This is a genomic window from Chryseobacterium taichungense (assembly GCF_900109935.1).
Classification (GTDB): Bacteria; Bacteroidota; Bacteroidia; order Flavobacteriales; family Weeksellaceae; genus Chryseobacterium; species Chryseobacterium taichungense.
In genome coordinates, this window is record NZ_FOBV01000008.1 from 162,540 (window position 1) to 187,543 (window position 25,004).

Annotated in this window: 30 protein-coding genes; 11 read left to right on the forward strand and 19 right to left on the reverse strand. The window is 39.5% G+C overall.

What is annotated here, in order from left to right; genetic code table 11:
- Window positions 1–105: 105 nt before the first annotated feature.
- Window positions 106–1,842 carry an APC family permease gene (locus tag BMW64_RS16615; RefSeq protein ID WP_090001152.1) on the reverse strand — a complete coding sequence of 579 codons (1,737 nt, stop codon included), beginning with the start codon at window positions 1,840–1,842 and terminating at the stop codon, window positions 106–108.
- Between the two features lie 229 nt (window positions 1,843–2,071).
- Here BMW64_RS16615 and nhaA point away from each other — a divergent pair, with 229 nt between their 5' ends.
- Window positions 2,072–3,397 carry a Na+/H+ antiporter NhaA gene (nhaA, locus tag BMW64_RS16620; RefSeq protein WP_090001154.1) on the forward strand — a complete coding sequence of 442 codons (1,326 nt, stop codon included), beginning with the start codon at window positions 2,072–2,074 and terminating at the stop codon, window positions 3,395–3,397.
- 6 nt (window positions 3,398–3,403) lie between these two features.
- Window positions 3,404–4,693, forward strand: a complete 1,290-nt coding sequence (locus BMW64_RS16625; protein ID WP_090001156.1) for a DUF389 domain-containing protein — start codon at window positions 3,404–3,406, stop codon at window positions 4,691–4,693.
- 169 nt (window positions 4,694–4,862) lie between these two features.
- Here BMW64_RS16625 and BMW64_RS16630 read toward each other — a convergent pair whose 3' ends face one another.
- Window positions 4,863–5,471, reverse strand: coding sequence for a hypothetical protein (locus BMW64_RS16630; protein WP_090001158.1), 609 nt, complete (start codon window positions 5,469–5,471; stop codon window positions 4,863–4,865).
- Between the two features lie 67 nt (window positions 5,472–5,538).
- Window positions 5,539–6,135: a DNA-processing protein DprA gene (locus BMW64_RS16635; protein ID WP_090001160.1), complete on the reverse strand. Its 597-nt coding sequence runs from the start codon at window positions 6,133–6,135 to the stop codon at window positions 5,539–5,541.
- 399 nt (window positions 6,136–6,534) lie between these two features.
- Between BMW64_RS16635 and BMW64_RS16640 the strand changes: the two genes are divergently transcribed.
- The 3 genes from BMW64_RS16640 to BMW64_RS16650 are packed head-to-tail and all read left to right on the forward strand — an operon-like array spanning window position 6,535 to window position 8,575.
- Window positions 6,535–6,957, forward strand: a complete 423-nt coding sequence (locus tag BMW64_RS16640; protein ID WP_090001162.1) for a single-stranded DNA-binding protein — start codon at window positions 6,535–6,537, stop codon at window positions 6,955–6,957.
- Window positions 6,958–6,998: 41 nt separating this feature from the next.
- Window positions 6,999–8,072: a DUF932 domain-containing protein gene (locus tag BMW64_RS16645; RefSeq protein WP_090001165.1), complete on the forward strand. Its 1,074-nt coding sequence runs from the start codon at window positions 6,999–7,001 to the stop codon at window positions 8,070–8,072.
- A 59-nt stretch (window positions 8,073–8,131) separates the two neighbouring features.
- Entirely contained in the window at window positions 8,132–8,575 is a 444-nt protein-coding gene (locus BMW64_RS16650; protein WP_090001167.1) for a JAB domain-containing protein, read from the forward strand.
- Between the two features lie 184 nt (window positions 8,576–8,759).
- Here BMW64_RS16650 and BMW64_RS16655 read toward each other — a convergent pair whose 3' ends face one another.
- The 12 genes from BMW64_RS16655 to BMW64_RS16710 form a co-directional block, all read right to left on the reverse strand.
- Entirely contained in the window at window positions 8,760–9,749 is a 990-nt protein-coding gene (locus tag BMW64_RS16655) for a DNA adenine methylase (protein WP_090001169.1), read from the reverse strand.
- A 134-nt stretch (window positions 9,750–9,883) separates the two neighbouring features.
- The gene (locus BMW64_RS16660) at window positions 9,884–10,324 is read right to left on the reverse strand and encodes a TraQ conjugal transfer family protein (RefSeq protein ID WP_090001253.1); all 441 of its coding nucleotides are present in this window, start codon (window positions 10,322–10,324) and stop codon (window positions 9,884–9,886) included.
- A 13-nt stretch (window positions 10,325–10,337) separates the two neighbouring features.
- Window positions 10,338–10,898 carry a conjugal transfer protein TraO gene (locus BMW64_RS16665; RefSeq protein WP_090001171.1) on the reverse strand — a complete coding sequence of 187 codons (561 nt, stop codon included), beginning with the start codon at window positions 10,896–10,898 and terminating at the stop codon, window positions 10,338–10,340.
- 2 nt (window positions 10,899–10,900) lie between these two features.
- A complete protein-coding gene (traN, locus tag BMW64_RS16670; protein WP_090001173.1) occupies window positions 10,901–11,803 on the reverse strand; it encodes a conjugative transposon protein TraN in 903 nt (300 codons plus the stop codon).
- A gap of 20 nt (window positions 11,804–11,823) precedes the next feature.
- A complete protein-coding gene (gene traM / locus BMW64_RS16675; RefSeq protein WP_090001175.1) occupies window positions 11,824–13,119 on the reverse strand; it encodes a conjugative transposon protein TraM in 1,296 nt (431 codons plus the stop codon).
- Between the two features lie 4 nt (window positions 13,120–13,123).
- Window positions 13,124–13,393 carry a hypothetical protein gene (locus tag BMW64_RS16680; RefSeq protein ID WP_090001177.1) on the reverse strand — a complete coding sequence of 90 codons (270 nt, stop codon included), beginning with the start codon at window positions 13,391–13,393 and terminating at the stop codon, window positions 13,124–13,126.
- An 11-nt stretch (window positions 13,394–13,404) separates the two neighbouring features.
- Entirely contained in the window at window positions 13,405–14,028 is a 624-nt protein-coding gene (traK, locus tag BMW64_RS16685; protein WP_090001179.1) for a conjugative transposon protein TraK, read from the reverse strand.
- Window positions 14,029–14,040: 12 nt separating this feature from the next.
- Window positions 14,041–15,033 (reverse strand): conjugative transposon protein TraJ, encoded by a 993-nt coding sequence (gene traJ / locus BMW64_RS16690; RefSeq protein ID WP_090001181.1) that lies wholly within the window; start codon window positions 15,031–15,033, stop codon window positions 14,041–14,043.
- 1 nt (window position 15,034) lies between these two features.
- Entirely contained in the window at window positions 15,035–15,667 is a 633-nt protein-coding gene (locus tag BMW64_RS16695; RefSeq protein WP_090001183.1) for a DUF4141 domain-containing protein, read from the reverse strand.
- Window positions 15,668–15,696: 29 nt separating this feature from the next.
- Entirely contained in the window at window positions 15,697–18,207 is a 2,511-nt protein-coding gene (locus tag BMW64_RS16700) for a TraG family conjugative transposon ATPase (protein WP_090001185.1), read from the reverse strand.
- On the reverse strand, window positions 18,204–18,536 hold the full coding sequence (locus tag BMW64_RS16705; RefSeq protein WP_090001187.1) for a DUF4133 domain-containing protein: 333 nt from the start codon (window positions 18,534–18,536) through the stop codon (window positions 18,204–18,206). Before BMW64_RS16705 ends, BMW64_RS16700 begins: the two co-directional genes overlap by 4 nt.
- An 11-nt stretch (window positions 18,537–18,547) precedes the next feature.
- Window positions 18,548–18,853, reverse strand: coding sequence for a DUF4134 domain-containing protein (locus BMW64_RS16710; RefSeq protein WP_090001189.1), 306 nt, complete (start codon window positions 18,851–18,853; stop codon window positions 18,548–18,550).
- Between the two features lie 182 nt (window positions 18,854–19,035).
- Here BMW64_RS16710 and BMW64_RS16715 point away from each other — a divergent pair, with 182 nt between their 5' ends.
- The 5 genes from BMW64_RS16715 to arsB are packed head-to-tail and all read left to right on the forward strand — an operon-like array spanning window position 19,036 to window position 22,050.
- Entirely contained in the window at window positions 19,036–19,362 is a 327-nt protein-coding gene (locus BMW64_RS16715; RefSeq protein ID WP_090001191.1) for an ArsR/SmtB family transcription factor, read from the forward strand.
- A 56-nt stretch (window positions 19,363–19,418) separates the two neighbouring features.
- Window positions 19,419–19,892: a DUF6428 family protein gene (locus BMW64_RS16720; RefSeq protein WP_090001193.1), complete on the forward strand. Its 474-nt coding sequence runs from the start codon at window positions 19,419–19,421 to the stop codon at window positions 19,890–19,892.
- A gap of 10 nt (window positions 19,893–19,902) precedes the next feature.
- Window positions 19,903–20,394, forward strand: coding sequence for a GNAT family N-acetyltransferase (locus tag BMW64_RS16725; protein WP_090001195.1), 492 nt, complete (start codon window positions 19,903–19,905; stop codon window positions 20,392–20,394).
- Between the two features lie 10 nt (window positions 20,395–20,404).
- Window positions 20,405–21,019 (forward strand): low molecular weight phosphatase family protein, encoded by a 615-nt coding sequence (locus tag BMW64_RS16730; RefSeq protein WP_090001197.1) that lies wholly within the window; start codon window positions 20,405–20,407, stop codon window positions 21,017–21,019.
- Window positions 21,019–22,050 (forward strand): ACR3 family arsenite efflux transporter, encoded by a 1,032-nt coding sequence (gene arsB, locus BMW64_RS16735; RefSeq protein ID WP_090001199.1) that lies wholly within the window; start codon window positions 21,019–21,021, stop codon window positions 22,048–22,050. Before BMW64_RS16730 ends, arsB begins: the two co-directional genes overlap by 1 nt.
- A 42-nt stretch (window positions 22,051–22,092) precedes the next feature.
- On the opposite strand, the gene BMW64_RS16740 is transcribed toward arsB, so the two are convergent.
- The 4 genes from BMW64_RS16740 to BMW64_RS20750 all read right to left on the reverse strand — a co-directional run bounded on the left by BMW64_RS16740 (window position 22,093) and on the right by BMW64_RS20750 (window position 24,202).
- Window positions 22,093–22,716, reverse strand: a complete 624-nt coding sequence (locus BMW64_RS16740) for a hypothetical protein (protein ID WP_090001201.1) — start codon at window positions 22,714–22,716, stop codon at window positions 22,093–22,095.
- An 11-nt stretch (window positions 22,717–22,727) separates the two neighbouring features.
- The gene (locus BMW64_RS16745; protein ID WP_090001203.1) at window positions 22,728–23,123 is read right to left on the reverse strand and encodes a DUF3408 domain-containing protein; all 396 of its coding nucleotides are present in this window, start codon (window positions 23,121–23,123) and stop codon (window positions 22,728–22,730) included.
- A gap of 4 nt (window positions 23,124–23,127) precedes the next feature.
- Window positions 23,128–23,895 (reverse strand): ParA family protein, encoded by a 768-nt coding sequence (locus BMW64_RS16750; RefSeq protein ID WP_090001205.1) that lies wholly within the window; start codon window positions 23,893–23,895, stop codon window positions 23,128–23,130.
- Window positions 23,896–24,049: 154 nt separating this feature from the next.
- Window positions 24,050–24,202 carry a hypothetical protein gene (locus BMW64_RS20750; protein ID WP_177175313.1) on the reverse strand — a complete coding sequence of 51 codons (153 nt, stop codon included), beginning with the start codon at window positions 24,200–24,202 and terminating at the stop codon, window positions 24,050–24,052.
- 365 nt (window positions 24,203–24,567) lie between these two features.
- Between BMW64_RS20750 and mobA the strand changes: the two genes are divergently transcribed.
- Window positions 24,568–25,002, forward strand: a complete 435-nt coding sequence (gene mobA / locus BMW64_RS16755) for a conjugal transfer protein MobA (protein WP_090001256.1) — start codon at window positions 24,568–24,570, stop codon at window positions 25,000–25,002.
- Window positions 25,003–25,004: the final 2 nt, after the last annotated feature.

Sequence of the window (25,004 nt, forward strand, 5' to 3'; positions counted from 1 at the left end):
CCTTTGGTTTTTAATCTTTTTTTAAGCAGTGTTAAATATTTACTAAAAATTACAAATTTTTGTTAAAGCGTATACGTAATTTATTCATAAAAAGTTCCAGTGGTGTTATAATACCAATCGTACACCTCCCAGTTCATCCACTCTATAACTGAACCGGTCGCCAGGGCTGCTGATAAACATGAAGTTCTTCGGAATGTTCCATTTGTTGCTGAGATCTTCTACGAGTTCCGGCGTGAATTTACCAACCAAAGTAATATATTCCATGTCAACATCCGGATAAGCCCGGTCCAAAACTTCAAAATCTGCAAGGAACTTCGGGTCAGGGATCTGCTCCTTTTCAAGGACTGTTACAATCTTCATTTTATTGGTTACTTCATTCTCATGAAGATACATCATCACCTTATTTAAGGTTGCGATATCGTCACCTTTTGAGAAGAATACGAAATTCTGCTCATAGAGTTTTTTAAGTTTTCGGTTCAGGAAGCGCTGTCTTGTGACGGTGTATTTTTTATATCCGCGGGATACGGATTCCAGCATATTAACTACAAAATGCATGATATCTTTCCTCATCAGCATCGCGAGAATAATAAGTACAGAGGGAATAAAATATTGGAGAAAAGTGACGAGATACTGAGGCTTGGTTTTAATATTACCGTACAAAGCAATTATAATTGCAAATAAGGCGATGACCACAGCGCCCGGCCTAGCACTTTCGGGCCGTGGAAGACGGGAGCGTCTCAGCTTTAAGAGAATATTACCCAAAGCAAAAGAAGCCATTACGGTAAGAAACGACAAAGCATAGACCGCTGCCAAAGGCCCAAGCTGACCACGAGTCACCAAAAGGACCGAACAGCAAAGCAGAAAAAACAAAATCAGGATCCTGTAGGTGCTCCCTCTTTTATTTTCCTTCAGGAAATAATTGGGAAGTATTCTGTCCAGGGTCATCCTTTTAATCAGTCCGTTTACACCAACGAAAGAAGTAAGAACGGCACCGCTTAAAACAGATACCGCATTGATCGAAATAATGGTTGCCAACCACTTGCCTCCGGTAAGTGTTCCTACATAGCTCAGAAAAGAATTCTGATGGGATTGAACCTCAGAGATTGGAATAATGCAAATGGCAAGGAATGCAATGAGTGGATTCAGGATAGAGACGGCGATCCACATATTTCGCAGCGTTTTTGCAAATACCCCCCTTTTCTGTTCCTCTACGAAATTGGATGAGCTTTCAAAACCCGATATACCCAGCATCGCTGCTGAAAAACCAAAAAAAATAGCTGTCATAATACTGCCATTTCGAACAGGCAGGTGAAAATTTTCTATCAATATAGACAGGCCATTCTCAAAAACAAAATAGATGCACGAACCAATGAGCAAAGCCATTGTCGTAAGATGAAAAATGAAGATAACCAGCGCAACGACCGCACTCTCTGAGATCCCCAGAATCGTCAGTCCTAAAAATATAAGCAGCAAAACAAATGTAGCAATGTTTACGTTGAAATATGGCAGGATGTGATGGAGATAATGCATTGCCTCACTGGAGGAGATCACCGCAGTGGCCATATAAGATAGAATGGTAAGGCAAGCGGCAACAGATGCATTGCTTTTCGATGTTGTGTTCAGCAAAACATTATAAGCGCCGCCGTTAAGAGGAAGCGCTCCAACAACTTCACCATAGATCTTTCTGAACAGATACAGAACCGCTGCAACGAGCAGAAGAGCGATCCAGGCATACTGCCCTGCTGCAACAATAGCAAGTGCAGAAACATACAAACAGGAAGAAGTGATATCGTTTCCACAGATGGCAGTGGCATACCATTCGCCAAGTTTTTTTGTCGACATTTTTGTTGATTTATTGTTTTAGACATGTAATATTATAAATTAATTTACAGCCAGTGCTATTTTTTATTTTAAAATTTATGCTTAAATTTTATCAGACAATGTTCTAAAAATCAACATCTCCTCCGACGCTGTATTACTGTGAAACTATCCTTATAACTTTATTGGAAAAGTATTCACTTGGGAAAAAGTTTTGAAAGCCGTAAATTTAGGCGCATTTAAAAATTCAACAATGAGTAACGGTTATAACCAGAAACCGATCGATAAGATCGTGCAGCCTATGCAACGGTTTATTCAACAGGAAAAATCGGGAGGTCTTCTGTTGGGAATCAGCGTGATCATTGCTTTGATCCTGGCTAATACACCACTCTCTCATGCCTATCACGAGATCCTCGCACAATCTTTCGGTTTCAGGTGGAACGATCACACTTACTTTGATTACAACATCCACCACTGGATCAATGACGGTCTGATGTCAATATTTTTCTTCGTGGTCGGGTTGGAATTGAAAAGGGAAATTATCGGTGGAGAACTTTCCAATGTCAGAAAGGCTCTCTTACCTATTGTGGCCGCTGTTGGCGGTATGGTGATGCCTGCCCTCATCTATCTTCTTTTCAATCCTTCAGGAGAACCACACAAGGGCTGGGGAATACCGATGGCTACTGATATTGCCTTTGCATTGGGCGTTCTCTACCTGTTAGGAAAAAAGATTCCTCTTGCGCTCAAAGTTTTCTTAACTGCTCTGGCTATTGTGGACGACCTGGGTGCGGTACTGGTCATCGCATTTTTCTATACTGCAGAAATCAATATGACGTTTTTACTGGCAGGACTTATCATCCTTGCTTTAATGTATTTAGGAAACAAGCTTGGTGTAAGATCCATTATTTTTTATGCTGTGCTCGGAATTGGCGGAGTATGGACGTGCTTTCTGGTATCAGGAGTTCACGCAACGATCGCCGCTGTACTGGCCGCCTTTACAATTCCTGCGGATGTGAAGATCAGAGAAAATCTTTTCATTGCGAAAATTAATTCCTATCTGGAACGATTCAAAAATATTGATCCGACCGAAAATACACCGACGCTTACCAATGAACAGCTTCATGTCCTTGAAAAAATGAACGAAGCAACCCTGGCTGCTACACCTCCATTACAAAGACTGGAACATGCCATGCATCCTGCCGTATCATTTCTTATTATTCCCATTTTTGCGATAGCGAACGCTGGGGTTTCCTTAAGCATTGATATGGAAAGTCTTTTTGACAACAATATCGCATTAGGAACTGCTTTAGGTCTTCTCATAGGTAAAGTCCTGGGAATTGTAGGATTCAGTATTCTTTTTATCAAACTGAAAATCGCAAAAGTACCTGATGGTATGACCTTTAAAAATCTTTTGGGACTCGGATTTTTAGCTTCTATAGGATTTACCATGTCGCTTTTTGTTACCTCACTCGCCTTCAGCCATGAAGAATACCAGACCCAGGCAAAAATCGGTATATTTGCCGCATCACTCATTGGTGGGATTATAGGCTATGTAATTCTCAACCGATCTGCAAAATAGTTACGGATGATCAGAAATATCTTCAATTTTATCAACCTTCACAATGGTGAAGAAAAAAAAGATAAGGTTCTTGAGAATGTTGTTTCCAACATTTCTTTCCGGGGTTCAAATCTGTGGATCCTGGCATGTGCGATTATTATCGCTTCAATTGGTCTAAACGTTAATTCTACGGCAGTAATTATCGGGGCGATGCTGATTTCTCCGTTAATGGGACCGATCGTAGGAGCCGGGTTTGCTCTGGGAACCTACAATTTTTCATTGCTGAAAAAGTCGTTTAAAAACCTTTTGATCGCCACTTTTGTAAGTCTTACAGTGTCTGCGATCTACTTTTATGTCAGCCCGTTTAAAGACGTGCAGTCAGAACTTCTGGCAAGAACAGCGCCCAATATCTATGATGTCCTCATCGCGTTTTTTGGTGGATTAGTGGGTGTGATTGCTATAACAAGGGTTGAAAAGGGAAATCCGATTCCCGGCGTTGCCATTGCCACCGCTTTGATGCCGCCACTATGTACCGCAGGTTTTGGTTTGGCAACTTTTAATTTTTCATATTTTTTCGGGGCTTTTTATCTTTATACCATTAATTGCTTCTTTATTTGTATTGCTACATTTTTCGTGGTAAAGTTTCTGCAATACCCATCTTCTATTATTGATAACAAATATGAGAAAAGAATCAGGTACGGGATCTCTATCCTGATCATCGTTATGATTGTACCAAGCTTTTATCTGGCTTATAACCTATATAAAGAAAAGAAGTTTACGAAGACCGCTGAACAGTTTGTCCAGAAGGAATTTGAAAATAACGGTTATACGGTTATTTACAAGAAGATCAATTATAACTCAAGCCCTAAAACGATTGACCTTGCTTTTCTCAACAAAAAATTTACGGACAGTGAAATTACCTCATTTAATAAAATGCTGGTAGACAACGGACTTACAGATACCAAGCTTAGCATACGTCAGAATGATACCGATATTAAGTCTGAAATCTTAAACGAGATCAATAAGTTTGATAATAACATTTCGGAAAAAGACATTGCTATTTCTAAGCTCAGACAGGAACTGGACAGCTATAAAGTGACAGATTCAACACTTATTCAAGAAATAAAGATCCTTTATCCTGCCATTGGTGATATTTCTTACGGAAAAATCGAGCAATATCCGAGGACAGACAGCGCAAGACTGCAGTTTACTTTATTTTATTCCGGTAAGGATGTTGACCGGGATCAGCTTACGCAATGGCTTCAAAAAAGGATTCATGAGAAAAATATAAGAATTATTAGTTCCAATGCTGAATAATATGGAGATAAAAATGGGACAAAAGAAATAGATGTAATGAGCATAAAATTCAATATTCCTTCCCTTGTTTCAAAAAAATATTCACTACCTGATTTTATAATAACTTCCCGTGAAGATCTTTGCACCTATTAATAAACAAAAGGTGGAATAAATAAAAAAAATTGAATAATCAATCAGGTAATTTTACATTACCATTAGCGGTCAAATGCATAGTCCCTTTGCTGATATCAATTATTTTATCAACTTCTCTTAAACCTCTTGTTCTAATCGCGCAGAATATTTTGATCTCTTTATCAGGATGAACTTTCTGAAGTTCTAGTGCGCAAGCCATAGATGTTCTTCCTAAAGTCAGAATATTATCGATTACAATAATAGTTGGTTCAGTGATTAATATCGGGGTCACTTCTAAACTTTCCTGATGTGCTTGCACTGTATTTCTGGTGTCTGCGTGAAATTGTCCACTTGATTTGGGAATTGCATATTTACGTTGTAGACAATTTGCCACACTCTCTCCCACTCCATTGCTGGCAAGCGTCTCACAGATGATCTTCGCCGGAAAAACAGCGCCATCAACTAGAGGTGTACTTCTTGGTACCGGAACTAAAGCTGAGTTAGCAAAAAATTCTGATAGATCTGCTTCTTTTATTCTTTGGCTTAATCTCGTACTGAAGCTTACATCTCCGTTTTTACAGGAACCGGCAACCGTCCTTGAAGAAATTTCTATCTCGGACTTACCTCTTGGAGAATAGGCCAGAAAAGTAGGAAACTCAAAAGACATACTCTTTCTTTGTTGTTAAATAGGGAATACTTTCGATCAAAAATTCAAAATTATCATTGGTCAATACCTATGCACCATAGCTTAACATTTCTTCTGCCCATGAGATTTTATCGTTGAGTACATTCTCCATAATGAACAACTGTCTTCCCAACCTCAATGCCTCCCAACCCTGATGTTTTGTTCCGCTTTTCTCACTCGCCTCAATGATGATCGTTGCGTCACTAATCAACGCCATTGTGCGGTTTCTTATAGAGAAACTTTTTGGAGTTACGGGATAGTTTTCCTGGAACTGCGAGATCAGCAGGTGATTTTCAGCAATAAAATCCTGAAGGTCTTTATTTTCAGCAGGGAAATATTTATCAAGGGGTGTCCCGATAACACCTATGGTGTGACCTTGAAATTCAATGGCAGTTTTATGTGCGATAGAATCGACACCTTCTGCTAAGCCGCTGACTACAGTAATGTCATTTTGAACCAAGAGCTTCGCTATCTTTCTTGCTCTTCTTATACCCAGTTCAGAAACCTTTCTGGATCCAACGACCGCTACCCTTCTTCCATTTTCCAGTAACGAAAAATCCCCTTTGTAAAACAACTCTTTGGGACTGTTCTTTTTCTCAACGGTAGTAAGCTTATCGTAGTATTCGTTAAAAGCACTGATCTGCATAGGTCTTCAAGATTTAAATGAATAATGTAAATATAGTGTATTTACTGTGTAAAATACAAATCGAAAAACACTAAAACTAACCATCAGGGAGAAATTATTAAATATTACATACAACTAATTTTTTTCATAATAAACCGGTAAAAAGGCAGCTAAGGTATATCGGTCATCCATTTCTTCAACCAGCCAAAAGACTACGGCATAAACGGTCTCCTCCCTGAAGGTACCCTCCAATTATTCCGTTTCCTTTTGGCTTTGCCCTTTGCCCGATAAGATTATCTGCTTTCTTTTTTCCGGTTTTTCTTTTGAAAAATATTCAGCGAAGCCCAAAGGGCTTTCAGAGAAATGACGGAGAAGAGATTGAGAACAAATCAAAATGTACAATCTTAAAAACCTACGATTATGAACATTATCGGAAGACTGACCAGGGATGCGGAAGTGCGCAACTTGCCAAATGAAAAACAGGTAGTTAATTTTTCAATTGCTACGAATGACAATTATCGCAACAAACAGGGCGAACGAATCGAACAGACCACCTATTTTGAATGCGCCTATTGGATCTCTCCAAAAGTTGCAGACTTTTTAACAAAAGGGACTTTGGTTGAATTAAGCGGAAGAGCCTACACCTCTGCATGGTTAGGAAAAGACGGAGAACCCCATGCAGGTCTGAATTTCCACACCTCGCAGATCAAAGTTCACAGCTGTAGTAAACGAACTGAAAATAAGTTTACTGAATCGAATAAAAAAGTTAAGAAGGAAACTTCTAATTCTAATTCTAATTCTAATTCTAACGACAGTGAAAACGATGATAACCTACCATTTTAAGATCATCAAACAGAATTCTCTAACAGTTAAATATTAACATCATGGCACATAATTTAAATTTCAACAACAGAACAGGAAAATATTCATTTTTCAGCGTAAAGGAAAAAGCATGGCACAACTTGGGGCAGATCGTACAGGAATACCCGACAAGTGAAGAATCCATCAAATTTGCAGGACTTGACTACGAGGTTGAAAAGTCTCCCCTCTTTACAAAAGGTGCAGGCATTATCGAAAATACCAACGGAATAGAAATGATCGATTCAGAATTGGAAGTTCCCAACTACTTTGCCAATATCCGCACCGATAATAACACCGTTTTAGGCGTGGTCGGAAAAGATTACCAGATCGTACAAAACCGTGAAGCCTTTTCATTTTTTGATTCTATTGTAGGCGGTGGAGATGGAATTTTATACGAGACTGCAGGAGCTTTGGGAAATGGAGAGCGAATTTTTATCACGGCTAAATTACCTGATTATATCCGTGTTGGAAATGGTGATGATATTACGGAAAAATATATTTTCCTGACCACCTCCCACGATGGGAGCGGAAGCATCACCGCCGCATTTACCCCCGTTCGCATTGTTTGTCAAAATACTTTAAACGCTTCACTAAAAAATATGAGCAATGTGGTACGGATCAGACATACTGCAGGAGCAAAACAGCGTTTGGACGATGCCCACAAGGTTATGGGATTAGCGAATAAACTAAGTAATGAATTGGAAAGCACGTTTAATCATTGGGCAAAAATAAAGGTCGGTGATGATGAAATGAAAAAGCTGATCCAATTGGCACTCTGCCCCAATAAAGAAACCTTAGAGCATTTACAAAGAGGGAATTTTGATGATCTGTCAACTGTTTTTAAAAATACAGTTGATGATGCTTTTGCTTATGCGATGATCAGCGAAAGCCAACAAATGGAAACAACGAAGGGAACTTTGTTCGGAGCATATAATGCTGTCACAGGTTATTTTCAGAATGTCAGAAATTACAAAGATAACGAAGCCAAACTTCAATCCATTGTCTTGGGAGGGACAGCACAGTTAAGGTCTCAAAAGGCTTTTGATCTATGCGAAAGTTTTGCCCTTTCTGGCGCAGAAACTCTGATCATGAATTAAAACTGTTTTAAAAATTAAGTACGGGAAATTCAAGTCTCTACCGTATAAGAGCGACCATTATGAAATTTAATATTGTCAACGAGATAAAATTAAGTTATTCCAGAAAAGGAAATTCTGAAAAATTAGTTAGTAGTTCACGCGATGCAGTGGATATATTCCGTCAGCATTTTGACCGTGATGAAATAGATTATCGAGAATCATTTTTTGCCTTATATTTAAATCAGGCTCACAAAGTTTTAGGGATAAGAAAAATTTCTGAATCGGGAATTTCTTCCACGGTTGTCGATGTCCGTATCATCATGCAGGCGGCACTGCTTTGTAACGCTTCAGCTTTAATATTGGCACATAATCATCCCTCCGGAAATTTGAAACCCTCTGCCGAAGATCTGAAAATTACGCAGAGCATTAAAATCGCATCAGAATTTTTAAACTTAAAATTACTGGATCATGTCATCCTTACATCAACCGATTATTTATCATTTGCCGACGAGGGTCATTTATAAATAAATTCATATTATTAACAAAATACACGACAAGATTTTATTGTCGTGTATTTTCAAATTCGGGCGAAAAGACAATTCCTTCCTACGGTCGAAAACGTCTTTTCGCAAAGAATATTGATACAACTCCTATGATAGACCTCACGAAGCCACTGTATCATAAAAGTTGTGAGCTTTTACATATTTATCATTTAATTAAATGATGAAGATATTCTACAGTTCGTCCTTTATCCATCCCTTTATTACTTTTAAATCGCTGATGATCTATTTTTGAACATTGGTATTTGCCCAGACTATTCATCATCTCCGAAATGATTTGATGTCCTAGAAACCCTTCATTATTATAGCTTAGAAAAACATGTTGAAAATTGCATCTTTGTAAAAGATCGAACATCACATTTTCAACCTCTGATCTTAAACAGAACTTTGATGTATTATAGGATCTCAATCCAGTATTTCCCCGAGGCTCAAAATCGATATCATACAAAGCGATGGTATTCAGCAAATGATAATACGAACTATACTCTCTTCCATTGTACGGAGGATCCAAATAAAGGATATGACCTTGTATTTGATCAATTAATTCGTTGCTGTCCTGATTAAATATTTGACAGTCCGGATGTGATAATGACGTTCTTTTAAGAGGAAGTAATTGTAAGTTTTTGGTGGCGGCTATTTTTAGTGTCTTTAGGTAAGCGCAATACACGGAGGCTGTATTAGCAACTTTATCGACCGCTTTTAACAAGGTAGCCAATAAAAGTATATAAAAATCTTGATCTATGTCAGAGCTTTGAAATCGTTTTTCAATATCCGTCCTTATTGCATCTATCTTTGCACCGTTTTCGGATGAAAAGTAGAGTCTTCCTGCTGCCCCACTTTCCGAGTATTCATTAAATATAAATCCTTCCGTGCCATCTAATTGATTTAGCTCCGAAAGGATTGCCCTGTATTTCTCTTCTGGCACTTTGCTAAAGAATGCACTTGTAATCACAAAACTATAGTATTCCCTATCATTGTAAATGATACTTTTAACTTTATCATGAAAATAGTTTCCTACTACTCCTGTTCCTGCAAACAGATCGCAGAAGCTACAATCAGCGAGTTGATATCCTACAGCATGAGAAATGACATTGTAGATAAACCCCGATAGTCTTTTTTTAGATCCCAAATAATTCATTTTTATTTGCAATCTCTCGTAAAATGCCGCCTACACTTTAATTCGTCCGACCCTGACCTGAATTTGCTTTTAATGTCCTAATAAAAAAAGCGGCTTGGTTTAAAAACCAAGCCGCTAGAAATTAATTGCAAATTTTAAGATGCATTGTCGAATTCAAAATCGACCCTTCTTTCATTACCAAAACTATCTTTGATCCAAATACTGAATTGATGTGATTCAGAAACCTGAGATGTGTAGTATAGCCTGAATTGCTTTTGCTTTAAAGGGTATTCATCATTCGGTAGATATGGAGGATCACTGTAATATTGAAGTTGACCGGCTCCTTCATATTGAAAATAACGAACATTGTAAGTAGTCCCTTTAAAATTATAAGGAGTAATGAGTGAGATACGAATCTCTACCGTCTCATTCTTAGCAATTTTATCAGGAACAGGCATTATATGGACTTCAAAAGGAAAGTCTTGCTGAATTTCCAGATCGCTGTCCTGACATGAATAAAGGACAAAACTGATTACGAAAATTACCAGTGAATTAGTACATAATTGTAAGATCTTTTTGTTGATTATATTTTTCATTTTACAAGCTTTTTTAAAAATTAAATCGCATTCCAAAACCATACAAAGCGTAAAATTGACCAAGCTGACTGTTCGGCAAATAGCGTAGCTGACCGTTGACTAGGAAGACCAAATGTTCTGTGAGATAACTTTCTAAAGACAGCTTACCACCTGCACCGTAAATAAAGTTCCCGGTTGCATTAATGTTAGAGCCATCATAAATCATTTCATTTCCCTTATTGATTTGTTCATAACCTGCAAGCCCACCTATACCAAAATTAATATTGAGATTTCTCATCAGATCTCCCCACAAATGGAGACTGTAACCACCATTGAATAAAAAAGTATCAATCGGGATATCGTAATCGGTATATTCGTAATATTTTCTGCTGTATTCGGTAAGTCCGAAAAGATAATTACCATTTTTGGTGTAAGAAATAATACCTGCACCTAAAGCGTAATTTTGCTTTTCAGGAGATTGTGGAAATACTGAATATGAAATTTCGAATCCTTTTTGATGAGGGATCATTTGCTGAGCCAGAGTTTTTTTACCCATCGCAATAATCAAGATTATAGCTAAAAATATCTTATTCATCTTTAGTTTGTTTTTATGTTTAAACTGCTGATCAGCCTCGCTTGGATCAAATCTGCATTGTCAAGCTGGACTATCTGGTGTCTTCCTCCATTCTTTTCAAGAACTTCGATCTCCAGAACCTGGTCTTTTAACAGCGTAAACTGATCCATCAGATAAACCCCAGATATTTCAGAATCGTGAGCAGCTGTCCTTACCGGAAAATGGATGCGAAGCGGCTGCAAAAGTTTGTCTTGAACGACCGTTCTTTTCAGATTCTTTTTATCGACAATCCTGAAATTGATGAGGTCAATATCAAATGCTACGTTACTGCTGTTCTTAACCTCTAAGGTGAAATAGAATTTGCTTTCATTTACATGCAGTGCCCGGACTGAAAACTGAACCCCGTAGCTTCTGGAAGCAATGTGCTTGATGGTTCTTGTGCTCTTTTCGTACAGGTTTTCCATGATGAGTGCTGTCAGGGAAGAAGAACTTCCTTTAAGATCTTCAAACATGACATCCGTAGCATACTGACGCTCATGGCTTCTTTGCATCTTTAAAAGATCATAGCTGAGTGCATCAGGATATGAACTGTAAAACACATCGAAATTGTAGAACTTCCCATCTTCGGTGATCACCGAAAAATTGGTTTCTTCTTCAAAATCCCTGACTGCCGATTTGATCCGGAGAACATTTCCAACAGCTTCGGCCTTATTGGCGACCAGCAGGTCACTCCCCAGATCGACATACCGGATCGGCGAAGGAAAAAGCAGGTGCGAGGTTTTATTATAGGTGACCTGCATTTTGTAGGGTTCCAACCTTGCCTCTTGCAATGGAGGATATCCTGATATGGAATCCTGCGCCAGTGCCTTGCCTGTCAAAAGCAGAAATGCTACTATAGCGAGATAAAGGCTTTTTATTTTGTTCATTTTTTTTTGATTTTAAGTGGTTATTTTTTTGGCACCAACAGAACCTGATGCCCTGCCTTTACGGTAACCTTTGGTTGTCTGACCTTCTTCTGGAAGTAGCCCGACAGACCCTGTACAGCTCCCCTGCTTAGGTCCGCAGCGATCTGCTGACCTGCCGACTGCGTCATCATAATATTGGTACCAGAAGTTTGCCCCATACTGCCCACAATGTCGGTCACAGCATTTTGCTCCGGTGAATAAGGAACATATAAGCCGAGCTGACCATCATTGTCATGAACATTGATCTCTACAGGATAAATGCTACCCTGATATTCTATCGACGAAATTTTCAATTGCAGTCTCCCACCCTGAAATTTGCCGTTTGCCTTTAGTAAGGTTCCTGCAGGAATTTTGGTATGAGCCAGAAGCATACTTTCCAAGAGTCTGATCGATAATGTACTTTCATTGGTCATCGTCATTGACTCTTGTACAAGACCTTTGATCGCATTTTTTGATTGTTTTGAATCATTGGTTTCATCCTGAGTTCCAAACAATCTATTATCATTCAGACCAGCCAGAAAAGCGCTGTCCGATGGCTCTCTGTACAAAGAAGAGACAATATTTAAGTGAGCTGATTTTACTGACGTGAGCTGTACTTTATTTCCAGAAGGCTGCTTCACATCCTCTTCTCTTGATATAGGATCTTCCTGCTTACTACTTTGGGGAAGGTATTTCGCAGCCATTTGGTAGGATTTTTCCATCAGTTCCAATTGGTCATTGACCCCAAGACCTGCAGGAACAGCATTGTTCTGCAAAGCTTCATTCTTTAATCTGGATATTTCTTTCCTAAGATTATTCACTTCCTGATCATCCCTGCTGTAGAAGGAACCTAATGTCTGCTGCGCATTGCGATAACTGTTAACTGCACTCGGATTAGATGGTGACAGACTATTCGGATTAGCAGTAAATGACGTCTGATCAGAATTTTGGTTAAGGCTGTTTTGGTCAGTCCAGTAATCAGACAAGGTGGTCATCGCATTTCGTTTCTCTTCATTTTTTTGCTCCAGCAGCTGCTGTTCGTAAGCTTTCTGTTTGTCAGATTGTAGCTGATCATCCTTTGCCTGTGGTATACCCGCATTGAAGCCTGATTCTTCAATGACCTTATCCTCGTTTGGTTTAAAGATGAGGTAGAGGCATCCGACACAGACAATAGCCATCAGAAAATAAATGATCGGCTTTTTAAATCGTTCCACTGGAAATTTCTGCAGACCTTCTGCTTCTCTTTCCTGTTCCTGCGATTCGCCCTCCGTGACCTTGATTTTATTTGAATCTTTCATTGTCCTATTTTTTAAGGGTTGAACCCGTTTTGTTATCGTGTGACTGTCTTTTCATAGCAGTGTGATCAGATATGGTCGTAATATGACTGATCGACATGGTGTTGTTATTATTTGCTGTTGTGATAAAGATGCTGATCAACACCAGTAATGTAACTACGGTATAACCTGCAAAAAACAGCTTGGTGAAAAACCTCTGACGTTTCGCCGGGAGCTCTTTCCATTTTTTGTCTGCATGCAAAATCTGCCGCTCTATTTTATCCCTTATTTTTTTCATTGTTCTGACTTTTAACGTTCAACTGTTTCAACATCTTTGTTTTCAAGAACATTGAATTTTTCAATCGTAAATCCCTGGGGATTGCTGTCTGACCGCACAGAGTTCACTAATGAACAATTGGTGATCAGACTTCGTATCGTCAGATTGCTGGACCGGATGATGAATTGTCTTGCGTACGTTTTTACGTTATAAGGATAGCTGTCGAAGTTGGCAACGACACTGTCAACCTCTACCCTCTGCTGAATATTGCCTGAGATAATCCGGTTGTAATAGCCTTTCTCCTGAAGGTCTTTATAGTAATCGAATGCTGACTGGTCTGCCAGATTAAAAGCTCTTTTAACATTGCTTTCAATGGCATTTTTATCCGGTGCAACTGTAAAGAACAGTTCGTGAAAACGCCTTACATGCTCCCTGGCCTCGACAGGCCTGTTAATCGACATATCCTGAGACAGTGCCACCATCAGAGATTTGCCGTTGTCAAGCACGTAGATCTTCTGACGTTGTTCTTCTGCAAATTGATAGGACTTGATAACGACCACGCCTACCACGCCAAAGCAGAGCACCGCAAAAACGAATGTAAATAAGCGGATCTGCTTGAAGCTGCTCTCTATATTTCTTAAAGTTTTAAATTCCATTGGATCGTATTTTTATTTTAATAATCTGCCTGAGATATTACCTGTTGCACTGCCTGCTGCTGCTCCGGCAATATTTCCTGATTTTGTGGCGGTCTGGTTGACGTTGCGCATAAAGTTACCGGCACCTCCTGCCTGAATGACCCAGCCGGTAACGGTTGGAACCGTAAAATATCCGATGATCCCGATGATCATATAGATGATGTAAACCGTGTTAGAAGTATCAGGAATGAAGTTCGGATCTGCCAGCATCTCAATATCCCGCTCCAGGATGAGCGATTGTATTTTTGCAAGGATTGAACTGAAAATATCCGCAACCGGTAACCACAAATAAACACTGATATATCTCGTCAGCCATTGGGTCAGTGTGCTCTGAAAACCATCCCAGACCGATATGGCAAAAGCTATAGGACCCAATATGGAAAGTACAATGAGAAAGAAGGTCCGGATCGTATCAATGACCAACGCAGCTGCCTGGAAGAGAATTTCCAGAAACTCTCGGAAACCGTCCCTGATATCTTTTTTGATATTGAACATTTCCCTTTCAATATACATCCCGGACATTGTCACCAGGTCTGATGGTGACCATCCCAACTCTTCCAACTTTTTATCGAACTCTTCATCAGAGATCAGATAGGCCATTTCGGGATTTCTGAGCATCGCTTCCCGTTCCAAAAGGTCTTTTTTCTGTTGCAATTCGTTCATATCAAGAATCTGATCCTCCAGCATCGAATGGCTTCCCTGAACGATCGGACTTAAAACGCCATTGATACTTCCCAATACCAAAGTCGAAAAGAACATAATGCAAATACCGATGGCAAAGGGTCTGAGCATCGGAAACAGATCGATCGGTTCTGCACGGCTGAGTGACTGCCATACCTTGATGGCCACATAGAACAGTGCACCTAATCCGGCCACCCCTTTGGCTACCGCAGCCATATCGGCACATAATGGCATCATCTCATCATAAACCGAACGAAGGACTTCGTGTAAGTTATTCGGTTCCATCTTACCAGTATTTTTGGTTTGATGTTCCGTAAAGATCCAAGACCCTTTGGGTGTTGTTCTGTTTTTTTGCTCTTAAGTAGCTTACAGAAATATTCTTGTTCGTGTAGTATCGCACCAGATTATGATATTCTTTAACCTCCTTATATACACGGTCGATCACATCCATTCTTTCCTTATCGTTTAAGGAAAGACCATTGGCTGTGATGATCTCTTTCAGTTCTTTAAGCAGTTCAGTACTTTCATTCAGCAGCGCTGAATAACCGCTGGCGATTGCCGTCAGTTCCTGGACATTGAAGTTGGGATCGTTAAGCATCTTCCCAAAATTGTTGACGTAGATCTCTGAGACATCACCTACAAGAAGGACGGTCTGCTGTACCTTTCGGGCATCTTTCACCAGATTGTTGACAGCCTTCAGCTTGTCATAATACTCCTTTCCTTGTTCATAGACCTTCTTAACTTCATTGAAGTTCTTAATGACATTGGATACCGTCGAAGAGGTTTGTACAATCTCATTGGCAGAGTTTAATATGCCTGAAGCCAGGTTGCCTGGATCTGTTACTACAAATTGTGCTTTGGCAAATGTTGCGGTAGCGAAAATCACCACCATTGCTGTGTTGATAATCAAATTTTTCATTGTTGTAAAATTTTAAATGATTGGACTAATTAATTTTCTTTTGTGTTCGATTTGATTCTTTTGAGAGAAATCCTTTTGATGGCGTGTTCCACATTGCCATCTAATTCAGAAGCGAGATTCATCACCTCAATCTTTTCTGTTTCTTCAGTGGTATAAGCCAGGTATTCTTCCGTGGAAACTTCAGTGGCATACACCGCAGAGTGCGTTCCGCCCAGTCCGATCCAGACTTCCTTGTACAGTCTTCGCGGATCATTGTTCATATTGATGGAGAGTACCTGTGACTTTTCTTTGTCAGTAAGACCCAGCATTGCCTGGATATCATCGAATTTGTTCATATACTTGCGCTGGTCTAAAAGGATCTTGCAGTCTGAATTATTGATAATACTCTCTTTGACGATGGGTGACTGGATGATGTCATCCACTTCCTGGGTCACCACAATAGCCTCTCCGAAGAACTTTCTGACCGTTTTGAACAAATATTTGATGTATTCTGCCATGCCTTCCTTGGCAATGGCTTTCCACGCTTCTTCAATGAGGATCAGTTTTCTGATCCCCTTCAGTCTTCGCATCTTATTGATGAAGACTTCCATAATGATGATGGTCACGATCGGGAACAGGATCTTATGGTCTTTGATGGCGTCGATCTCAAACACAATGAAACGTTTGGATAACAGATCCAATTGTCTTTCTGAATTGAGCAGGTAGTCATATTCACCTCCTCTGTAATAGGGCTCCAGCACATTGAGAAAGTTGGCAAGATCGAAGTCCTTTTCCCTGACCTTCTTTTGTTCCAGAACTTTCTGGTAGTCATCTTTCACGTACTCATAGAATCCATTGAATGAAGGATGGTGTTTATTAGACTTAATCTTCCCAATATATCCGCTCACCGCATTGGACAAAGCAACCTCTTCTGAACGGCTTGGTGGTTCATCATCCCTTTTCCATAAAGTCAGGATCAAAGTCTTGATACTCTCTCTTTTTTCGATGTCAAAGACACCATCATCGGTATAGAATGGATTGAAGGCAATGGGATTGTCTTCGGTATAGGTAAAATACACGCCGTCCTCTCCTTTCGTTTTTCCTTTGATCAGTTCGCATAATCCTTGGTAAGAATTTCCGGTATCGACCAAGAGAACGTGTGCTCCCTGTTCGTAATACTGTCTGACCATATGGTTGGTGAAAAAGGATTTACCACTTCCTGAAGGTCCCAAAATAAACTTGTTCCGATTGGTGATGATCCCCTGTTTCATCGGAAGATCGGAGATATCAAGATGAATGGGTTTTCCTGTCAGCCGGTCAGCCATCTTGATCCCGAACGGTGAAGGAGAATTGTGGTAATTGCTTTCCTCCGTGAAGAAACACAGGGCTGGTTCAATGAACGTGTAAAAACTTTCTTCACTTGGAAAGTCACCTGCATTGCCCGGGATCCCTGCCCAGTACAGGGTTGCCGTGTCCGTTGTATTGTATCTGGGCTTGCATTCCATCAATGCCAATGCACTTCCTGTATCATTCTTCAGCTGTTTTAATTCTAAAGGATTATCCGACCAGGACATCACGTTGAAATGGGCGCGGATGGATTGGAGACCGTAGGAATGGGCTTCATTGAGGTATTTCTCGATCCATTCCTTGTTGATCTGGTTTGCCCTGCTATACCTAGCCAACGAATGCATATTCCTTGCTGACTTTTCGAATTTGCTAAGATTTTCATCGCTGTTATCAATGAACAGATATTGATTGTAGATGTGATCGCAGCTCAACAGAAGTCCTACTGGCGAGGCAAATGATAACAGACAGTCACTTCGGTCGGTACTCAGTTTTTCATACCGGCTGTGCGATGATACCGTACCTGGCAAATCATCGGTATCGGATAAAGTATGCATACTGATACGGTTGTTGCCGATGCGCATTTCTTCTGATCCGAGCTTGATGTCCTGTAAGGAAGGATTGGCTTCTCTCGATAGGGTCAGGTACTGTTCGAGTAAACCTGATTGTTCGGAAGTTCCTGAGATCTCATCTTCGGTCATCCGTTCCAGATGCACAAAGCCACTGTCATTCATAATCCTTTCAAACTGGTCGACAGCTTCCAAAAAGCGGCTGATCACTTCTTTGTCTTTGATCTCTTTTGGAATGAGCTTGCCTTTACATAATGATGAAAAGTTGCTCTGCATCCGCATTCTCTCCTTACTGGTTTTCGTGATGAACAGATAACAGTAATGGTTTAAAAAGGGTCGCTCATTGAAATGTCTTTCAAATGATTTTGAAAGAAAGCTCTGATCTTCTCTTGAGAGGTCAGGGTTATAGTTCTCTTTAATAAACCAGTCCTGTTTGTGTATGACTGTAAAATCAGGCAGGGTCTTGACAGCCTTGAACCAAGCGGAATGGATAGCTTCATATTCTGCCGATGCCACCGTAAAAAGTTCAGGAAGTCTGACCTTGAAGCAGACCGTAACATCCGCATCTTTTGAAATGATGCAGTCGTTCTCTATCGCAAGCAATGGAAATTTACTCTCTAGCGTTGCGGCTTTGGATGTATTTCTCATGCTGCGGTGCTTTTAGGTTTGATTTTCAGATAGCGGTAGATGCATTTTCGGCTGATGATATATTTGGGATGTTTTTTACGGGCTCCTAATTTCATCAGGCCATGCTCGCGGTATTTTCGATTCATTGAGAAGGTCTGCCAGATGAGAATTGCACTACTGGCTCCTCCGAATGCCAGACAGAAATAAGTATTGACTCCCGCCATGTACATAATCATGACGCAGATCAACAGACCTAGCAGGCCACCAGCGAAAATAAAAAGGTATTGTGCTTTTAATCCTTTAAACTCAACCGTTCTTCCTATTCCTTTGTTGATATGATATGTATTCATAGTAACAAAATTTATAGGAAGAATGAACGTAGGATCGTTGCTGCCACGATCAGGAAGATACATGCACCGAACCAGCTGGCAGCAGTCTTGCTCGTATCGGGATCACCACTGCTGAACTTGTTATAAACTTTTACGCCTCCGATGAGTCCGACGACTGCCCCGATGGCATAGATCAGCTGAGTAGCCGGTTCAAAATAGGACGTCACCATCTGCGTGGCCTCATTGATCCCGGCACTGCCGTTACCCTGGGCAAAGGCTCCCGTAACTGCCACAAAGGTCAGACCTGATAGCAGTATTTTTTTTCTTTGTTTTTCCATAATTGAAACACATTAATTGTTACTTGCTCCCACACCCTGTGGGTTGATGAGGCAAAGGTGTCAGATACCAAGAAATATTTTGATCGAATGGCGGTTTGGAGAATCTTTTGGCAGTTTGAAAGCATAAAAGATTTGTTAGCTAACTTTATTATCGTAATATTGCAATATATAATATCATTATTATGGGAGCGACTAAGACAGAACATTTTACGGATCAACAAAATCAAATTGCAACGATTGCAAAAGCTTTAGGACATCCTGCCAGAATAGCAATTATTGAGTATTTGATGAAAGTCAATGAGTGCATCTGTGGCGATATTGTGAACGAATTGCCTTTAGCACAACCAACCGTTTCCCAACATTTAAAAGAACTGAAAAATGCAGGGATTATAAAAGGTAATATTTCTGGAAACGCTATCTGCTATTGTATAGACGAAAAAACAATAGAGATTCTCAATACTTATTTTTCCGCAATAGTACAAACGGTTACCAAATTAAAATGCTGTTAAGTATTTTTTTACATTAATATATCGCAATATTGCATTTAACCTATAAAGATTTAAATATGAAATTATCAGAAGTAAAAGAAATTTTGCCCACCTTAGAAAATGTTAAATTTCAACTCGAAAATGGAGCATTTGTTCCGGAACATTTTCACGTTACGGAAGTAGGAATGATTAATAAAAACTTTATCGATTGTGGCGGAGTCATCCGTTCAGAGAAGGTTGTGAATTTTCAGCTTTGGAATGCAGACGATTTTGAACATCGTTTGAAGCCTAACAAATTACTCAACATTATTAAACTCTCTGAAGATAAATTAGGAATTGGGGATTTTGAGATTGAAGTTGAATATCAAAGTGATACGATTGGAAAATATGATCTAGAATTCAATGGGAAAACATTTATTCTAAAAAATAAGACTACAGCTTGTTTAGCACAGGACGCTTGTAGAATTCCATCAGAAAAAGAAAAGAAAAACTTATCCGAACTTAATGTAAATCGAAACAATTCTTGCACACCAGGTGGCGGATGTTGCTAATTCAGTTGTTATGGAAATAAAGCCGATTACCAAAGAAAATTTTCCAGAGGTAATAGAAATCTATGGTCAGGGATTAGCGACCAACACTGCCACTTTTCAAAATGATTTGCCCACTTGGGAAGAATGGGATAAAGGGCATCTTGTTTCTTGCAGAATCAGTATGTACAGGAATGATGAGATGCTTGCTTGGGCTGCATTATCTCCGGTTTCCAGCAGAGTTGTCTATTCGGGCGTAGCAGAGGTCAGTATCTACGTGTCAGCAGATGCCAGAGGAAAAGCGATTGGTGAAATGTTGTTGAATGAATTGATTAAACAAAGTGAGTCAAATGAAATATGGACATTACAGTCCGGGATATTTGCGGAAAATCAAATTAGTATCAAACTACACGAGAAATGTGGATTCCGGATGGTCGGATATCGGGAAAAAATTGGTAGAAAGAACGGTGTTTGGAAAGACACTGTATTAATGGAACGACGGAGTAAAATTATTGGAATTAACTAAAATTAACATGATGTATCCAGCATTAGCAAAAACTATTGAAAAATTGAATGCAAAAACGATTGATGAAGAACGTAAAACAACATTGCAACCCCTGATAGATTTTATTCAATACAAAGTAAACGGTAAAAAGGAGATCAATATTAATTTCATCTGTACCCACAATTCACGCAGAAGCCATTTAGCGCAGATCTGGGCACAGGTAGCATCAAAATATTTTAATATTCCTCAAGTGCATTGTTTTTCTGGAGGTACAGAAGAAACTGCATTATTTCCGAAAGTTTCGGAGACGCTCATCGTCCAAGGCCTAACTGTATTCAGAATTTCAGACAATGCTAATCCTGTATATGCTGTAAAGTATAGCGAGAATGCTTTACCCGTCATTGGATTTTCAAAGAAATACGACAATCCCTTCAATCCTACCTCCGAATTTGCAGCAATTATGACGTGTTCTCAGGCAGACGGAGGCTGTCCCTTCATTGCAGGCGCAGAAGAAAGAATTCCCATTACATACGAAGATCCTAAACTTTCAGACCATACACCACAGCAATCAAAGGTTTATGCACAGCGAAGCTTAGAGATAGCCAATGAAATGTTCTATGTCTTTTCTATGATAAAAATTAATTGATGCAACCAAAACTAAAATTTCTCGACCGCTTTCTTACCCTATGGATTTTTTTAGCAATGCTTTTGGGTGTTGGCTTGGGATATTTCTTTCCTGATATTTCTAACGTCACAAATTCTTTATCTGTAGGAATAACTAATATTCCACTGGCAATAGGCTTGGTTTTAATGATGTATCCACCTTTGGCAAAAGTCGATTACAGTCTATTACTAATGGCTTTTAAAGACAAAAAAGTAATGTCGGTATCACTGCTGCTGAATTGGGTTGTCAGCCCTATTTTGATGTTCATTTTGGCGATTATCTTCCTACAGGATGACCCAGACTATATGATAGGTCTGATAATGATTGGTTTGGCAAGATGCATTGCCATGGTTATTGTCTGGAACGATTTGGCGAAAGGTAACAGGGAATATGCAGCACTGCTTATTGCATTAAACAGTATTTTCCAATTGGTGTTCTATAGTTTTTATGTCTGGCTTTTCATTAATGTATTGCCACAAAAACTTGGCTTGGGCAATTTCAATGTTGAGGTACCCATGCAAGATGTTGCAGAAAGTGTATTCATTTATTTGGGAGTTCCATTTATTGCAGGGTTTTTGAGCCGTTACTTCTTGATCAAATTAAAAGGAAAAGACTGGTTCAATAGAAAATTCATTCCGGCTATCTCACCGTTAACATTATATGCTTTGCTGTTTACCATCGTACTGATGTTCAGTTTGAAGGGCGATAAAATTTTAGAACTACCAATGGACGTTGTAAAAGTTGCCATCCCATTGATCATCTACTTTGTTCTCACCTTCTTTATCAGCTTTTTCATTAGTAAAGCATTGAAAGTACCCTATGACAAAAATGCATCTGTAGCTTTTACGGCAACAGGAAACAATTTTGAATTAGCTATTGCCGTTGCGATAGCCGTTTTTGGAATCCATTCTTCACAAGCATTTGTCGGTGTTATAGGTCCGCTCGTAGAAGTTCCGGTCCTGATTCTGTTGGTGAAAGTAAGTCTATGGCTTAGAAAAAAATACTACAGGTAATTACTAATTGCAAAGGAGCTTTTAAGAAATAAGGGAGTCTGCCTAGACAAACTCCCCAATATCGAAACCTTCTGCATTATCCTTACGCTTAAAAGGAATGTCCTCATCTGCATTCGAAATATTCTGGCTCAGCAAAGCAGCAATCCGCGTTGAGGCATCATGTATCGAATTTTCCAAAAGATCAAAAAGCTCGGTTCCTTGAATTTTTTGAATAGTATTAACTGCTTGTTGTTCTAAATTAGGCTCCAGCATATCTTGTTGAAGCAACTGACCCGCGGTACTCAATTCCTGAAAGGTAACCCCTGTAGCAAACCCGCTTTCAACTATTGGATCATTCTGATATTGCCATTCGTCTTCCTCTTCCTCCCAATCAATGTCCTTAGCCAAAATATCATCCAGATCTTTCTTCATAAGAATATTTTGAAAAGCTTCCTCCTTGGTTTCTGAATCAAAATTATTTGATTTTGGAACGGTAGATTCGCCCTGTCCCTGATTGACATCAGATGGCTGTAACTTTCTTTCTTCAGGCCTTGCTTTGCCTACAATAGAGGGCAAAGGTGGGTCAGCTTCGTCACTTTTTTTAAGATGAAGCTGATTTATAAACTTCTTATCCAAAAGCAGTAGGATAATAATGAGTAATAGTCCTATGATGATTAATTGTTCCATAAGATGATAGATTAAAAGATTGGACGGTATTTGCTGTTGAAATCATCGGTGATCTCTTTTTCAAACATTTCAAAATGATACGCCAATATATTATCAAGATATGCGTATAAAGGTATCTGATCATCCGCAATGATTTGGATGATACGCGAAAGTCGCTCATGATATTCGGGACGGATATAGATACTTTTATCCCCGCGCCTGGTCATCGTGTGATGGGTAAGAAACTGCTCAGCGTAGGTAATTCCAACGCTTTTTTTGCTTTTTATTTTTGGCCTGAGCGCTGGCTTTTCTTTTAGGGAATCAAGTTCCTGACTTTGCGGTTGATTGTTTGTATTGCCAGCCATGATGGACATTAGATATTGTTCGTCAATACTGCCGTCTTCGTTGTTCTTATTCTCACCTTCCATAACATTACAATTTAACTATCTTTAAAAACTCCTCCATAAACTGGTCGAGTCGGCATAATATCATCAACTTCGGGTCTGCCGGCAGTAATGTCGAACGGAAAACTGTTTTGGCGACTGTCTCCCCTTCTTTACGAAATCGCTTACTGTCGGTAATGGAGGTTTCCATTAATTGAAGTCCCAGATCTTTGATTACCTTACTGTAATTTTTGTACAATGGGGTTTTCTCCCTGCCGTCGACCTGGTTCCAGAACAGCTGTATGCTTTTGATCTCGGTATTCTTTTTCTTCATCAGGACATTGGTCAGGACATCCGTAAAACTCAGGGTGCTTTCAAGAACGACCCTATCCGCGGTTATGGGTGAAAAAATATAGTGCACATTGACAAGTGTACTCAAGATTCCAGCGGTGTTGACCGTACCAGGCAGGTCTAGAAAAACTACATCCGGTGCAACTTCCGAATTATCCACATACATTTTTATCTCTTCCAAGACCGTATCGGTCTTGCTTTGGAAAACGGGATAGGCTTTTTTATTAATGGTTGTAAACTGTTTATGGGCCATTTTCTTCAACACCTCATTTTGCATCACAGTTTTAAGATCTCTCTCCCTCATCTGTATCAGACTGTATTGCGGAAAATCACAGTCGAATATAGCGACATTGTATCCCATCCGGTAATGTAGGATACTTGCGATCAATGTGGTGAAAGTGCTTTTACCAACCCCTCCTTTTTGAGTCGAAAAAGCAATGATTGTTGGTTGCTTTTTTGTTTCCATTTTTTTGATTTTTTAGTTGAACATTAGTTTATAACACTTCTTGAATGAAAGATGGCGGGCAGGATTCAGCTACATCACGCTCTCCTGAGATCTTGCACAGCAGAAAGTGGATCTGACTGCAATAATGAAGATCATCCTTCAATCAGTCAGTCAATCAGTCAGTCCGGCTTTCCTGAAATGATCCCGTACTTCCTTCAGGATATAATTCCTGACAGATCCCTATCCTATCTGAATTCCTGATGTCCGGAAAGCTTGAATTCCTGAATTCTGGAATGCTTGACTTCAGGAACTCAAACAATTTTGCCATACATCAGTCCTGCCAACTTTCTGGTACAAATAAATAACATCAGGCTGCACCCATCTTCCAAGTGGTTGTCTTTATCTTTCAATGGTTTTGTTTGGCTTTATGAACTTTAGAGTGTCTCTGAAGCATTGTCATTTAATTTGTGAAAGCTTCGGTGACTTGTTTGAAGTTCTGCACTATTAGGCAGAGAAAGAATCTTTAATAATGGATTGATTCCATTGTATTTTGGATTTATCCTTTCACCCGAAAGGGGCAAGTTGTGTTTTGAGCATCTCGAAACGTTTTCGGATGCTGAAAACAACTTGCCCTTGCAGGGGGCTGTGAAAACGATCTCCGAAGTCGATGTTTTATAAAATAAAATGGTGGTTATGAATGATCAAAATAATAAGAAAACACGAAAAACAGGTCGTCGCCCTAAGGCTGATCCTGCTAAGAATCGTTATACGATCTCTTTTAATGAAGTAGAACACTCAAGGTTTCTTGAACTTTTTGACCAATCAGGAATGACTGTCAAAGCTCATTTTATAACCTCCTGTATTTTCGAAAAGACGGTAAAGACTGTGAAGTTGGATAAAGGAACTATTGATTTTTATATGAGACTGACCTCATTTCACAGCCAGTTTCGTTCGGTAGGCGTAAATTATAATCAATCGGTAAAACTTCTTTACACTCATTTTTCTGAAAAAAAAGCGTCGGCTTTACTTTTTAAACTGGAAAAACAGGCGCTGGAAATGATCGCGATATTCAAGAAAGTAATTCAATTGACCGAAGAATTTAATCAAAAACATCTAAAAAACGAATGATA